The sequence below is a fragment of the Sphingomonas sp. DBB INV C78 genome (assembly GCF_042693015.1).
Classification (GTDB): Bacteria; Pseudomonadota; Alphaproteobacteria; order Sphingomonadales; family Sphingomonadaceae; genus Sphingomonas_E.
On record NZ_CP170544.1, the window covers coordinates 2,095,189 to 2,108,344 of the forward strand.

Here is a 13,156-nt window from a genome sequence, read left to right on the forward strand (position 1 = left end):
TATCAACGGGCGCCGTCCCCCAGTCGCAATCAACGCACCCGCAACGCCGCCACGACCGGTACGTCCGCGGATCGCGTAGCATGAACATGGTTAACAGCAAAATACAGCAAAGATGTTGAACGCCGCGTTCACCAGTTCCGCCAACCAGAGGCCAATCATTCCCGAGACATGCTGCACCCCGGAACCAATTCCGGGAAGGAACGGATGTCGCGACTGTCGGGAAAGATGCGGAAGCTGGCGCTGCTCGCCCTAGCGGCGGCGAGCCCGCTGCTTCAGGGCTCGATCGACCTGTCGGCCAATGCCGACGCGCGCCTGCTTGCCGCCCATAATCGGGAGCGCGCGCTGCTGGGTATTCCGCCGCTCGCCTGGAACGAAGGGCTGGCACGCGACGCCGCGGCCTGGGGGCAACATCTGACCCGCGTTGGCTATCTCGTGCATTACCCCGACAACCCCAATGATCCCGATCCCCAGGGCGAAAATCTCTGGGCGGGCACTAAGGGCTATTATAGCCTCGAAAATATGGTCGGGCTGTGGGTCGCCGAAAAAAAGAACTTCCGGGCCGGCGTCTTCCCCAACAACAGCCAGACCAACCGGCTTGAGGATGTCGCCCACTACACGCAGGTGATGTGGCGCAGTTCCACCGACGTCGGCTGCGCGGTTGTGCGCGGCCGAGCCGACGACTTCCTGGTTTGCCGCTACAGCGAGGGCGGTAATGTCTTAGGTGAACGGCCGTTCTGATTCCGGGCGGATGCCCGAGAAGCTGACGGTCACTTCCGCCTTGGCGAGCACGCGGCGGCGCTGACGCGCCTGGCTGACCCGCACCGCACCACCGATCAGACCGAAGCCCAGGATCATCTGGACCCAGGTCGTCGCATCCGGCAGCAACGGCGTGGTCGGCTCCGTCCCGATGTTGGGATTGGGAACGCCACCGCCACCCGGGCGAACCGGGTTGAAGGGCGTCGTCCGCGGCGGGCCGAGTACGGTCCCCGGATTCAGTGAGGCCACCTCGATCGGGGGCAGCACCGAATCGGCTTCGGCCGGCAGTTCGAGCGCCGACAGGATCACCGGCACGGCCGTGGGGCACGGAGCGATCGCCGCAGCCGCCACCTCAGCCGCGGGCTTGCGCACGCGCGTCTTCGGTTTGGCATATTGGCGCGGAGCCGTTGCCTTGTGGACCGCTTCACGCACCTGCGGAACGGACAATGTGAGAGCTGCGGAGCCGACGACCGGGCACACGCAAGCTGCCATGAGCTTTGCGGCTTTCGAAGCCACCATCGATTGAAGCACTTTGCCACCCCTCGTAAACGCACGCATACGCCCGTGCGTCAGGTTCCCCTACAACGGATTCTGATAAAAGCCAAAGTGTGAAACCGACGTTAACCTCGATTCACTTGGAGCGGGCGCGAAGTGGCAACAATATGTTGCACGATTACCATGCGGCCCCGCAGGCGTATCACAAAGTGACGCAATTGCAGGCGATTTCATGAAGTGAAAAGTCGCCCACAGACCCCACCGTCGGATTTTTTTACATATCCCGATCATGTAGAGCGAAGGTACAACGGACCGGACGCATCTTGTCGAAGCGTTCATCAATGTCGGCTAGACGGCTTCCGGCTTTTGATGGATACCACATATCGGAGGATCACCGCCTGAACGCGCACATCGACATCGCCGAAGCCAGCGCCAAGCCGCGAGTCGCGCCCTCGTCCTTCTGGACGTGGCTAGCGGCCGCGATTCGCCGGGATTGGCTGCTGTGGATCGGCATGGCGACGCTCGCGCTGCCGACCATGGCGTCGGTCGCCCGCGACAGTTGGTCCACCGAACAGGGCGCTCACGGCCCGATCGTGCTCGCGACCGGAATCTGGCTGGTCATGCGGCAATGGCGCAAGGCACTTGAGATCGCCCGGCCCGGCTCCACGCTGATCGGTGTGGCGCTGCTGGTGCCCGCCCTGCTCGTCTACGCCTTCGCCCGGATCACCAACATCGTCGAGATCGAAGGGTTCGCGATGTATGGCGCGCTGCTCTCCGTGCTCTACATGGCGGCCGGCGGTGCGGTGATGCGGCTGCTGTGGTTTCCGCTGCTCTATCTTCTGTTCGTCTTTCCGCCGCCGGATACGGCGGTCGCGATGGTCACACAGCCGCTGAAAATCTGGATTTCGCGGGCAGCGATCGATCTGCTCTATATCGTCGGCTATCCGATCGCGGGTTCGGGCGTGACGATCCAGATCGGCCAGTATCAGATGCTGGTCGCGGCAGCGTGCGCTGGGCTGAACTCGTTGATCAGCCTGTCGGCGATCGGCCTGTTCTATATCTACATCCGCCACAACGCGAACTGGCGCTATGCCGCATTGCTGATGCTGGCGATCGTGCCAGTCGCGATCCTTGCCAACTTCGTCCGTGTGCTGATCCTCGTCCTGATCACCTACCATTTCGGCGAGGCGATGGCGCAGGGCTTCATCCACAATTTCGCCGGCGTGACGATGTTCGCGATTTCGGTGCTGGGCATCTTTGCGGTCGATGCGATCGCATCGCCCCTGCGCCGCCGGCTTGAACAGAGTGCACCCGCGCAATGAACGACGTAGCCAATGGCATCGATCTGACGACGGTTGGCGAACCGGAGCCGTCGCCCCGGCTTTCGCGGCGCAACATGATGATCGGCGGCGTGATGCTGGCCACGGCTGGCCTGGCCTATACCCGGCAGCCAAAGCCCATTCCGCCCGTGCTCGGCAAGACGAAGCTCGACACGCTGATCCCGAACAAGATCGGCCGCTGGACCTATGAGACGACGTCGGGACTGGTGCTGCCGCCACGCGACCAGCTCAGCGAACGCATCTACGACCAGTTGGTAACGCGGGTCTATTCAGCGCCTGACGGCACCGGCGTCATGCTGCTGATCGCCTATAGCGGGCGCCAGGACGGCATGTTGCAGGTCCATCGGCCCGAGGTCTGCTATCCGGCAAGCGGCTATACCCTTACCGAAGCGGCCAACCACGATATTCCCGTCGGACCCGATTTTGCGCTGCCGACGCGCTTCATCGTCGCGGAAGGACTGTCGCGGACCGAGCAGCTCATCTACTGGACCCGCATCGGGCCGAGTTTCCCGACCGGCTGGCTCAGCCAGCGGCGCGCCGTGATCGACGAGAATCTGAAGGGGTACATCCCCGACGGCGTACTGGTGCGCATGTCTGCCATCGCCAATGGCAACACTTCGCTGACACCGATCTTCGACGAGTTCACCCGGGAATTGATCCGCAGCGTCCCCGCAAAGACGCGCCAGATCCTGATCGGTCGCTGATCGAGGCCGGATATCCGCTACCGTTTGGCCAGCAACGAACCAGGATCCTCGCGATCAGGATTTTGGCCAGAAATTGAAAGGGCGGAGGACAAAGAGGATATAGCCCAAGGTCGCGGCGATCACCGCAATGGCGGCCAGCTGGTAGCCTTCATTGCCGAGATAGTTCGCGACGGCGCAGCCCACCGACGGCCCCAGATATTGCCAGATCGAATCCTGCGGCGGCTCATCGCCGGTCGACCGCTGCATGAAAAGCACGATCAGGCCCGCAAAAATGGCAACCGTGACCCAGTCGAAGACAGTTTCCAAAAAGCTTCCCCTTTTGTTGAAGGAATGCCTGTATAGATCGCTACAGTCCAGCAAAATTCGGCTGGACGACTATGGTTTATGACCAGGCTGATGTGACGGATCGATGGCGCATAGGAGAATGAAGTGAAAACCAAACAGATGATCCTCGCAAGCGCTGCGGCGGTTATGATGTTGACGCTGGGGGCATGCGACAAAAAAGCAGAGGGGCAAGTTGTCGCCGTCGTGAACGGCGAGGAAGTCTCGCTTCAGGAATTGAACGCCGAACTGGCTGGCCAGCAGGTGCCGGATTCGGTGGACAAGAAGCAGTTGATGAAGGAGGTCCTTCAGCGCGTCATCGACCGCAAGCTGCTGGTTCAGCGCGCCAGGGAGCAGGGCATCGACAAGGATCCCGATTACCTGACCCAGCAGCGCCGCCTCGATGAGAGCCTGCTTGTCACCATGCTCGGCAAGAAGGCCGCCGCAGGCGTCAAGATTCCGGACGCCGCCGCGATCGACAAATTCATTGCCGACAATCCGCAGATGTTCACGCAGCGCACGGTCTACACGCTCGAACAACTCCAGTTCGACGTGCCGCCCAACCCGGAACGGCTGAAGGCGCTGGAGAAGGACAAGACGCTCGCCGCGGTCGCGCAGTCACTCGATTCGCTCGGCATCAAATATGCTCGCGGCAACTCGGCGATCGATTCCGCGTCGGTTCCGCCGGCCCTGCTGAAGCAGATCCTTGCGCTTCCGGCCGGTGAGCCTTTCATCCTGCCGAATCAGGGCAAGCTGTATGCCAGCGTCATCACCGGTCAGCGCGCTAATCCGACGCCGCCCGAGATCGCCCGTCCGGCCGCGACGCAGGCCATCCGCCAGCGCGACCTGGCCCAGGTGAACACCAACACGCTGAAACAGGTCCGCGACGCCGCGAAGATCGAATATCAGGCTGGTTATGAAGCGCCCGCGAAGGCCGGTACGCCGGCGGCGGCAGCACCGGGCGCGCCCGCCGCGCCGGTTCCGGATGCTCCCGCGGTCCCCGCGCCCACCAACTGAGGCAACGAGGCGGATGCCGGTTCAACGCCGGCATCCGCTTCATCCTCTATTGCGGGCCTGCCAGGCGATCCTGAAGATGCGTGGGCCTTCGACAAGGTAGCGACGCCACAGCCGCTTGGGTTCGCTCGCCAGACGATGCGCCCATTCGATCCCGGCCTTCTGCATCCAGCGCGGGGCCCGCACCGCACGACCGGTCAGAAAATCGATCGACGCACCGATGCACAGGGCAATGCCCGTCGCATCTCCTCGCTCCGCAATAGTCAGCGCAAGATATTCCTGCTGGGGGGATCCGACGGCCAAAAAGGTGAACCGCGCCCGCGCTTGCGCTACGAAAGCTGCGGCCTCCGCCATCGCAGTGACATTGGTGCGCATCCCCATCGGCGGGATATGCTGGACGATCTCGACACCGGGCAAGCGATCCCGAAGCAGCGCCAGTGTTTCGACGTCGCCACCAACGATCGCGATCCGGTCGCCAGGCTTCACTACGTCCTGAAGCAGTCGCGCTGTCAGGTCGCTGCCGGGCGTCACGGGCAGGTGAATTCCCTGCAGCGCCGCGAGGCGCGCCAGCACCCTGCTATCGCATAATCGCGTCGCCGCGCGGGCATAGGCCTTGGCCAGCCGTTCGTCCCTCTTGTCGCCATGCAGGCGGATCAGATGATCGACATTGGGGGTGACGACATAAGCGAAGGGCGCCTCCGCCGGGCGCGCGGCAATCGTGCCGACGACCGCCTCCGTGTCCCGCCGGTCGAAAGCGACATCCAGATAGGGCAGTTCAGGCTGCCCGCCACCTTCAATAGGCATCCTTGTCCCAGATGACCTTGAAAACCGTTTCGAAGATGATGCGGAAATCGAGCGAGAGCGACCAGTTGTCGATATAATAGCGATCATATTCGACGCGCTTGCGCGCACGTTCGATCGTGTTGATCTCACCCCTCAGACCCCGCACCTGCGCGAGACCGGTGATGCCGGGTTTCACCCGGTGGCGCGCGGCATAGCCCTTTACCGCATCGAAATAATAAGCGTCGCCGACCTTCATATGCGTCGCGTGCGGTCGCGGACCGACCAGCGACATATCCCCCCGCAGCACGTTGAAGAGCTGCGGCAGTTCATCGATGCTGAGGCGGCGGATGAGGCGTCCCACCGGCGTCACCCGATCATCATGGCGCGTGGTGCGCGCAGCCCCCGTGGCGTCGCCCTTGTCGACATACATGGATCGGAACTTGAGCACTTCGATCTCGACATTGTTGAAGCCGAAGCGGCGCTGCACGAACAGGATCGGGCCGGGGCTCGTCAGCTTGATCGCCAGCGCCGTCAGAATCAGCAGGGGCGACAGGAAGATGACACCGGCAAGCGCCAGCCCGCGATCCTCGACAGCCTTGAGAATGCCGTGCCAGTCGCGGATCGGGCGCTGCCACAAGGCGAGGATCGGCACCGTGCCGATGAACTTCATGTCATATTGGGTGGTGAGTTCGACGGATTCGCGTGGGATCAGGCAGATGTCGATCGACACCTCCGCCAGATCGGCGAGGATTTCGTCGAGCCGTTCCTGCGTGATCTTGGGCAGAGCGATCAGCACCTGATCGACTTCCCCACGACGAGCCAGGTCGACCACCGCGTCAAGACCGCCAAGGAAGGGTACGCCGCCCGTGCGGTCGATTTCCACCCTCGTTTGACGACCATCGGCCACACCCACGATCGAGAGATAGGGGAGCTGGGCGACATCGAGCAGGGTCAACGCCCGCTGCGAAACATGCTCATCGGCGCCGTAGATGATGATACGCTGGCCGATATAACCTGCGGATACGAGACGCCCGATCGCCCAGCGCAAGGCGTAGGTGCTGAGATAGAGCAAAGTCAGCACAGTCGCGACATAGTAGAAGATCACGCCGCGCGAAAACTTGTCCAGCATGCCGAGCTGCCAGATCGTCGCCACGACCAACACCGAAGCGATGACATAGTCGAGCACGCCGCCCTGATGCGCCTCGCCCCCCCGCGCCATCGGGCTGGTATAGGCGTCGCGTGACAGGCGGATCAGGAAGAAGTTCACGCCAGCGATGATCGCGGCCGTGCTGTGAATGGATTCATCGAAGTAGAGGCCGATCAATTGCCGATAAAGAGTCTCGGCAACCGGAACGGCGAGCAGCAGACAGAAGAGATCCGATACCGCTGCCATCGACGATATGACGTTGGAGGTGAAGCGCAGCTTGGGTGCGAAAGGGATCTCGCCCGTTCCCGCCGCGGCAATTGGGCCCGTCGCCCTGGTCATGCCGCAGCCCCAGCACGTCGCGGCGGCCGCGCGGCGATGTGCTTGTGCCCGTTCAGGTTCGTCCCTGCTGTCAGGCTATTACCTTCCCGATCATTGGCGGCAAGCTTCGCCTCCAGTTGGCTGGCCACCGCCGCGCCGCCCCGCAAGCCCTTCAATGCGGCGATTGACGCCCTCACACAATCCTTTTCGCCGAGCCGCAGACAAAGGACGCCCAAGGTCTTCCAACCCGGCACCATATCGGGATTACGGCGCGTGAAAGTTACTGCCGCCCGAAGCGCATCAGGTCGGCGATCGGCCGCAACAAGATAATCGAGATAGGCCCCGAGTATCTCGATGCTCACGGGAAAATCGCCGATCGCGCGCTGGTAGGTGACGTTGGCGAGATCGGGTTGCTTGCGCAGCACGTAAACGTCGGCCAGCACGATGCGGGCCGCAGCGAGATCGGGATTGTCCCGCACCAGAATCTGCGCGTCCGCAAGTGCCTGATCGGCGCTCTTGTCGGCTATCTCGATCCGCGCCCGCAGCATGAGTGCCCGCGAATTGGTATTGTCGAAATCCAGTATCGCATTGGCCCTCCGCAGCGCATCGCCACGCTGGCCGAGCGCGGCTTTGGCCATCGCGTAAATCACCTGCGCTTCGACATTGGCCGAAGCGATCGCGGCGTCCGCGACGAAGGGTTGCAGGATCCGCTCCGCTTCCGCAGGGCGTCCCTTTTCCAGAACGTAACGCGCGAGCGCGACCTTCATCGTGGGGCTGCCGTCGCTGGCGATACGGTTGACCTCTTCCGGCGATACTGCCTCGCCACCGGCAGCGAGCCAAGTATCGACAATCAGGCCTTGCAGCACCGGATCGTCGGGCCGGGCCTGCTGAACTTTGCTGATGACGGCATAACCCGTCTGCATATCGCCACTGGCATACAGCTCCCGCGCATAATCGAGCTGCAACTTCATGTTTTCAGGCGCGATTTTGAACAACCGGGCATAAGTCCGCGCGATGTTCGGGGAGTCCTTGGCCTTCTGATAGATTTCGAGCAGTCCGCTCAGCGTCATCGGCGTGTCGCCGCGTTCCTCCAGCGCCTTTTCGAGCAAAGCGGCGCCTTCGGCATTCTTCCCCTGCTGGGAAAGGATACGCGAGCGCAGCAGGATCGCGCCTTCGTTGACGGGCTCGATCGCCAGCACCTTGCTGACGAAATCGTCGGCATCCGCGAACTTGTTCCGCCGCAGTGCCACCGAGCCCTTGACCAGCAAGGCCCGCGTATTCTGCGTGTTGAGCGCGAGCAGCTGATCCGCATATCTGTCGGCGTCGTCGAGTTGCCCGCCGGCAAAAGCCAGCTCGGCGACAGCGTGCAACGCTTCCAGATTGCCGCGCTCAAGCTCGATGGCGCGTAGATAAGAAGAGAAGGCGTTCGCATAGGAACGCTGCATCATTTCCGAACGGGCGAGGATGATCCAGAAAGAGGCGATGTCGTCACGTTCACCGATGGCCTTGCGGATCTCGATACCCGCGGCGATGGGGTTGCCCTGCTGAAGCAATTGATCCGCCCGCGCCGCCGCTTCCGCCGCGCGCTCTTCCCGCGATTCGCAAGCGCCCAGCATCAGCGCCATTGCGACCGAAAGCAGGACAGCCGCCTTGCGCACCGATCGCCCCTTCCCTCGCATCGCGACCATCAAACAGAACGGTCGGGAGATGCGCTGTCAGGCGATGCAAAGGTGACGCATGCGGCGACTCCACACACCCGCCAACGCTGCGCCACGGCCAATCCCCCCTGAATGCCATTCGCCATTTTGAAAAGCATGTCCCCGATCTGATCGCCTGCACCCGGCCGGTGAAAGTTGATTTACTTTAAGAAGCTTTGGATGACGTCCCGGAACCGATGTTAACCTAACAAGCAACGCCCATACAGCGCATGCGCGCCGGAATCGAGAGTTCGACGCAGGACAGAGAGCGAAATGCCGGATCGCGCTAGGAAATCGCTCATACCTTCTGGCGTATGACCCGGTCCGAGGGGCTCATCGTGCGCGGATATAAGGCGAAGCGGAGCTTTCCTTTTTTATGTGGCGGTGCGAAACGGTGATGCGATATGGGCTTTCCACGAAGTCCACTGGGGATGGGACATCGAGACCATGAAATCATATCGAAATATTCTGGTTGCTGGACTGGTGATGCTGTCGGCGACCGCACCGGCCCAGGCCCAGGATGCACCCGCGACCGGCGCCGCGCCCGCTCCATCGCGGGAATTGCGGCCCTATCGAATCAATCCCGGCGATGAGTTGGAAGTCTATGTCTGGGGCGAGGAACGCCTGCAGCGGGTGATCCGCGTGCTGCCCGACGGCACCTTCAGCTTCCCGTTGGTCGGCCGCATTGAGGCACTGAACAAGCTGCCCACCGATATCGAGGGCCTGATCTCCAAGGGGCTGGAAGCGCAATATCGCGGCCAGGTGCCGCAGGTTACGGTCTCGGTCCGTTCGCCTTCGGGCATGCAGGTTTCGGTGATCGGCAAGGTCAGGAACCCCGGCAGCTTCACCCCCGGAAAATATATCAACGTCCTAGAAGCCATCGGCATCGCGGGCGGGCCATCCGAGTTCGCCGACGTTTCCAACGTCACGATCCTCCGCAAGCAGGGTGATCACCTGGTGCCGCTCAAGGTGCGGCTGACCGATGCCCTGAAGGGCTCGCCCAGCCAGCGCGACCTGGGTGCGAATGGCCTGCCGGAGCTGCAGAGCGGCGACACGGTGATCGTCCCATGACCTCACGCAAGGCGAGCTTTTTCTTGTCCAAGACATCTCGTATCGTTTTCATGGGGCTCGCAATCGCAGCTCCCGCGGGAATGGCCCAGGCCCAGGATATCAGTGGCAGCATCGATCTGTCGGCAAGTGCCGGCTACGCGACCAATCCATTCCTGGAAGGCGATTCCCCGGACGACGACAGCAAGACCGATACAGGCTTTGTCGAAGGCTCCATCCGTCCCAACCTGGCGATCATCGACGACAAGGGACGTTCCAACTTTGGCGCCTATTACCGGCGAACCGAATATTTTCGCCGTTACAGTGCATCGGACGCCTATGGCGTGTCGGCCAGCAGCGATCGCCGCCTGAGCGAGAAGATCGACGTCCGCGCGCTGCTGGCGTTCGACAGCTCGATCATCGGCACGGCGGAAGCCGACGGCGAACTGGGCGGCGAAATCCCGCAGAACCCGGATATCGGCCTGATCGGCCAGCGCCAGCGGCGCAACGCGTTGGATGCTTCGGTGGGCATGACGATACGGCCCAACGCCCGCGATGCGTGGATGGTCGATCTCGACGCCAACAAGACGGTCTATCCGAACGATGATATCCAGACGACCGATTACGTCACTTACGGCGCGCGGTTCGGCTACAGCCACGCGCTGTCGGAAAACTCGTCGATCGGCGCCACCCTTGGCTACACCAAGATCGATTATGACGGCTTCGGGCGGGACGCCCAGATCATCAGCCCGCAGATCACCTATTCCACGCGGTTCCGCGGCGGCTGGTCGCTCGACGCCTCGCTCGGTATCTCCTTCACGGAAACCAAGCTGCTGATCGGCAACAGCAATACCAATGCGTTTTCCGGCACCCTGGCCCTCTGCAAGGAAACGTCCCGCACGGGCCTGTGCATCGGCGGATCGCAGCAGACCAATGCGTCCGGCTTTGGCGACATCCGCAAGGAAACCAATATTTATGGATCCTACAGCTACAAGCTGACGGAGCGGGACACGCTCTCCTCGCGGATATCCTATTCACGAAACAGCTCGCAGGATCGCATCATTTCCGTAAAGCAGGAATATCTGACCGGCACGATCGATTACGCGCGTCAGCTGGACGAAAAACTCCGGCTGACGGCCAGCGTCTCCTATCGCGACGCCTATTCGCGCTCGCTCTCGCCCGACGCGGATATTTCGGGCAGAGTGGGCGTAGCGTATTTGTTGGGTGACCGCCGATGACCGTCGAGACACAAACCCAGGAGACCGAGCAGGCCTCGGACAACCTGTTCAGTCATCTTCCCATCATCCTGTGGCAGCGGCGCTGGCTGCTGTTGATCCCGTTGGCGGTATGCACCATGGCCGGCGTTGCCGCCGCCATCTTCATGCCCGCCAAATACCGGTCGAACGCCGTGCTGCTCGTCGAGGCGCAGGAGCTGCCGCCGGAACTGGTGAACTCCCCGCTCAACAGCGTGATTGACCAGCGCATCGCCAAGATTCGCCAGCAGATTCTGAGCCGCCCCGATCTCATCGAGCTCATCCAGAACAATAATCTCTATCCCGATGAGCGGCGGTCCGAGCCTTTGTCCGAAATCATCGAGGACATGCGCGGCGCGACCGAGATCGCGCCGGTCAATGCCGATATCCAGCGCAACGGCCGCAACGCATCGACGACGATCGCCTTCTCGCTGGCGTTCAACTATTCCGATCCCATCCGCGCCCAACTGGTCGCCCAGGATTTCGTCGAGCGGTTGATGAAGCTCGATTCATCGGAAACGGCGCAGGCGGCCGCCAATACGGTCACCTTCCTCCAGGATCAGGCCGTCAGCCTGCAGGATCAGCTGCGGAGCATTGAGGGGCAGGTCGAAGCGATCAAGGCGCGTAACGGCATGGCGCTTTCGAGCGCCGGTATGGCTGGCGGCGCGCCCAGCGGCGGCACCTATGAAGCCCAGATCGCCGCGCTGAATCGCGAAAACGCGCAATTGATGGCGATGGCGCAGGCGGCTGGTTCGGTCGATTCGGACCCCGGCGTCGTCGCGGCCATGCAAGCTATGGCCAGCGCGCGGGCAGTCTATTCCGACAATCACCCCGACGTGCGCTTTGCGGCACAACGCGTGCAAGAGGCGCGGCAGGCCGCTGCAGCGCGGATCGCCGCATCCGGTCGCAGTTCCCCGGCTGCCGGACAGATTGCCGCCAACAATGCGTCGATCGCGCAGTTGCAGGCCACGCGCGCGGGCGAAATGGCGCGATCCAACGCCATCATGTCGGCACAGTCGGCCGCACCGCTGGTGCTGGAACAGGTCGCCCAGTTGCAAGCGCGGGCAGATGGCCTGCGCGCCAATTATGAGCGCGTCTCCGCGAACCTGATGGCGGCCCAGGCGTCGGCCAAGATGGAGAATGAGCAGCGCGGCGAGCGGCTGACGGTGATCGATCCGCCCGTGGTGCCGGACAAGCCGACATCGCCCAATCGTCCTCTGCTGATCGCCGGCGGCATCCTGCTGGGCGGTTTGATCGGCCTGACACTAGCCCTGCTGATGGAACTGGTGCTGCGCCCGATCCGTGGTGTGGGTGCGTTGCAGAACCTGCTGGGCGTAGGCCCGCTTGTGGTGGTCCCCACCTTCCGCGACGGGACGCCGTCATGGCATCGCTATCTGTTCTGGCGTCGCAAGAAGACGCCACGCTCGGCCTGATCGATCCCGTGGCCAACCGAGACGCCAAATCGAAGGAAGTTCAGTCTTGAGCGTGGAAAGCATCGAAAGCCAGGGCCTCTCCCCTGCCCGCTCCATCATCCCGGCGCCGGGCACGGCGACCGTGACGGTGGGCACGGAAGGGCTGCTGGACAATCATATCTATGGCTTCAACAGCCGCGACCAGCGTTCGCGGCCGTTCAACCTGCTGCGTTCCCAGGTGCTGAAGACATCGCGCGCGCGCAACTGGCGGGTGGTCGGCGTCACATCGGCTACGCCGCGTGTCGGCAAGTCTTTCATCGCTTCGAACCTTGCGGCATCGCTGGCGCGCACGCCGGACATGCACACCTATCTGTTCGATCTCGATCTTCGCCGCTCCTCCATCGCAGAATATTTCAAGCTGGAGGAAGGCGCCGGAATCACCGAATTTCTGGAAGGCTCGATCCCGGATCTGGCATCGGTAGCGCGGGACGTGGAGAATGAGCGGCTGACGCTCTTCCCGAGCTTTTCGAACCAACTCCACTCGGCCGAACTGCTGGCGGGGGCACCGATGGACCAGATGATCCAGGCGATGCGGCACCTGCCCGAAGGCAGCTTCTGCATCTGCGATCTGCCGCCGGTCTTCGCCAATGACGATGCGGTCATCATCGCGCAGAAGATCGATGCCTATATCCTGGTCGTCGAGGAAGGCGTCACAACGCGCAAGCAGGTGCGCGATACGCTGCAGCTTCTGGCGCCAGCGCCGTGCCTGGGCACCGTCCTCAACCGCTATCAGGGCGGCCTGATCGGTGACGACTATGGCTATGGCTACGGCCAGAGCCAGAAATACGCCGAATATTACAGCTAGGATC

The 13,156-nt window shown here is 62.5% G+C and carries 13 protein-coding genes; 8 read left to right on the top strand and 5 right to left on the bottom strand.

The genetic code is table 11. The features are described 5' to 3' along the window. Positions 1 to 204 precede the first annotated feature (204 nt). Positions 205 to 738, top strand: coding sequence for a CAP domain-containing protein (locus ACFB49_RS10020; protein WP_380879016.1), 534 nt, complete (start codon positions 205 to 207; stop codon positions 736 to 738). On the opposite strand, the gene ACFB49_RS10025 is transcribed toward ACFB49_RS10020, so the two are convergent. After that, positions 718 to 1,203 (bottom strand): hypothetical protein, encoded by a 486-nt coding sequence (locus tag ACFB49_RS10025; protein WP_380879018.1) that lies wholly within the window; start codon positions 1,201 to 1,203, stop codon positions 718 to 720. The two genes, ACFB49_RS10020 and ACFB49_RS10025, sit on opposite strands and share 21 nt — an antisense overlap. Positions 1,204 to 1,592: 389 nt before the next feature. Here ACFB49_RS10025 and xrtV point away from each other — a divergent pair, with 389 nt between their 5' ends. Both xrtV and epsI read left to right on the top strand, forming a co-directional pair. Next, positions 1,593 to 2,573, top strand: a complete 981-nt coding sequence (gene xrtV, locus ACFB49_RS10030; RefSeq protein ID WP_380879020.1) for an exosortase V — start codon at positions 1,593 to 1,595, stop codon at positions 2,571 to 2,573. Next, entirely contained in the window at positions 2,570 to 3,295 is a 726-nt protein-coding gene (gene epsI, locus ACFB49_RS10035; protein WP_380879022.1) for an exosortase-associated protein EpsI, V-type, read from the top strand. Before xrtV ends, epsI begins: the two co-directional genes overlap by 4 nt. A 54-nt stretch (positions 3,296 to 3,349) precedes the next feature. Here the strand turns inward: epsI and ACFB49_RS10040 are convergent, their stop codons facing one another. After that, positions 3,350 to 3,601 carry an XrtV sorting system accessory protein gene (locus ACFB49_RS10040; protein WP_380879024.1) on the bottom strand — a complete coding sequence of 84 codons (252 nt, stop codon included), beginning with the start codon at positions 3,599 to 3,601 and terminating at the stop codon, positions 3,350 to 3,352. A 123-nt stretch (positions 3,602 to 3,724) separates the two neighbouring features. Between ACFB49_RS10040 and ACFB49_RS10045 the strand changes: the two genes are divergently transcribed. Further along, complete coding sequence (locus tag ACFB49_RS10045; protein WP_380879026.1) at positions 3,725 to 4,633, top strand: SurA N-terminal domain-containing protein; 909 nt, start codon at positions 3,725 to 3,727, stop codon at positions 4,631 to 4,633. Between the two features lie 39 nt (positions 4,634 to 4,672). Here the strand turns inward: ACFB49_RS10045 and ACFB49_RS10050 are convergent, their stop codons facing one another. From ACFB49_RS10050 to ACFB49_RS10060, 3 genes are read right to left on the bottom strand one after another with little or no spacing between them, the layout of a single operon-like run. Then, positions 4,673 to 5,434: a WecB/TagA/CpsF family glycosyltransferase gene (locus ACFB49_RS10050; protein WP_380879028.1), complete on the bottom strand. Its 762-nt coding sequence runs from the start codon at positions 5,432 to 5,434 to the stop codon at positions 4,673 to 4,675. Continuing rightward, entirely contained in the window at positions 5,424 to 6,899 is a 1,476-nt protein-coding gene (locus ACFB49_RS10055) for an undecaprenyl-phosphate glucose phosphotransferase (protein WP_380879030.1), read from the bottom strand. Before ACFB49_RS10055 ends, ACFB49_RS10050 begins: the two co-directional genes overlap by 11 nt. Next, positions 6,896 to 8,536, bottom strand: coding sequence for a tetratricopeptide repeat protein (locus ACFB49_RS10060; RefSeq protein WP_380879032.1), 1,641 nt, complete (start codon positions 8,534 to 8,536; stop codon positions 6,896 to 6,898). Before ACFB49_RS10060 ends, ACFB49_RS10055 begins: the two co-directional genes overlap by 4 nt. Before the next feature lie 486 nt (positions 8,537 to 9,022). On the opposite strand from ACFB49_RS10060, the gene ACFB49_RS10065 reads away from it, so the two are divergent. Genes ACFB49_RS10065 through ACFB49_RS10080 form a run of 4 tightly spaced genes read left to right on the top strand, consistent with a single transcriptional unit; the run spans position 9,023 to position 13,152 of the window. Beyond that, positions 9,023 to 9,646, top strand: coding sequence for a polysaccharide biosynthesis/export family protein (locus ACFB49_RS10065; protein ID WP_380879034.1), 624 nt, complete (start codon positions 9,023 to 9,025; stop codon positions 9,644 to 9,646). 23 nt (positions 9,647 to 9,669) lie between these two features. Continuing rightward, positions 9,670 to 10,860 carry a hypothetical protein gene (locus ACFB49_RS10070; protein WP_380879036.1) on the top strand — a complete coding sequence of 397 codons (1,191 nt, stop codon included), beginning with the start codon at positions 9,670 to 9,672 and terminating at the stop codon, positions 10,858 to 10,860. After that, positions 10,857 to 12,308, top strand: a complete 1,452-nt coding sequence (locus ACFB49_RS10075; protein WP_380879038.1) for a GumC family protein — start codon at positions 10,857 to 10,859, stop codon at positions 12,306 to 12,308. The genes ACFB49_RS10070 and ACFB49_RS10075 overlap by 4 nt, the downstream gene beginning before the upstream one ends. A 52-nt stretch (positions 12,309 to 12,360) precedes the next feature. Beyond that, a complete protein-coding gene (locus ACFB49_RS10080; protein ID WP_380879919.1) occupies positions 12,361 to 13,152 on the top strand; it encodes a CpsD/CapB family tyrosine-protein kinase in 792 nt (263 codons plus the stop codon). The last annotated feature ends 4 nt before the right edge of the window (positions 13,153 to 13,156 follow it).

Coding starts and splice junctions, on each gene's coding strand:
- ACFB49_RS10020 (WP_380879016.1), top strand. CDS start 205: ATGTCGCGACTGTCGGGAAAGATGCGGAAGCTGGCGCTGCTCGCCCTA.
- xrtV (WP_380879020.1), top strand. CDS start 1,593: ATGTCGGCTAGACGGCTTCCGGCTTTTGATGGATACCACATATCGGAG.
- epsI (WP_380879022.1), top strand. CDS start 2,570: ATGAACGACGTAGCCAATGGCATCGATCTGACGACGGTTGGCGAACCG.
- ACFB49_RS10050 (WP_380879028.1), bottom strand. CDS start 5,434: ATGCCTATTGAAGGTGGCGGGCAGCCTGAACTGCCCTATCTGGATGTC.
- ACFB49_RS10055 (WP_380879030.1), bottom strand. CDS start 6,899: ATGACCAGGGCGACGGGCCCAATTGCCGCGGCGGGAACGGGCGAGATC.
- ACFB49_RS10065 (WP_380879034.1), top strand. CDS start 9,023: ATGAAATCATATCGAAATATTCTGGTTGCTGGACTGGTGATGCTGTCG.
- ACFB49_RS10075 (WP_380879038.1), top strand. CDS start 10,857: ATGACCGTCGAGACACAAACCCAGGAGACCGAGCAGGCCTCGGACAAC.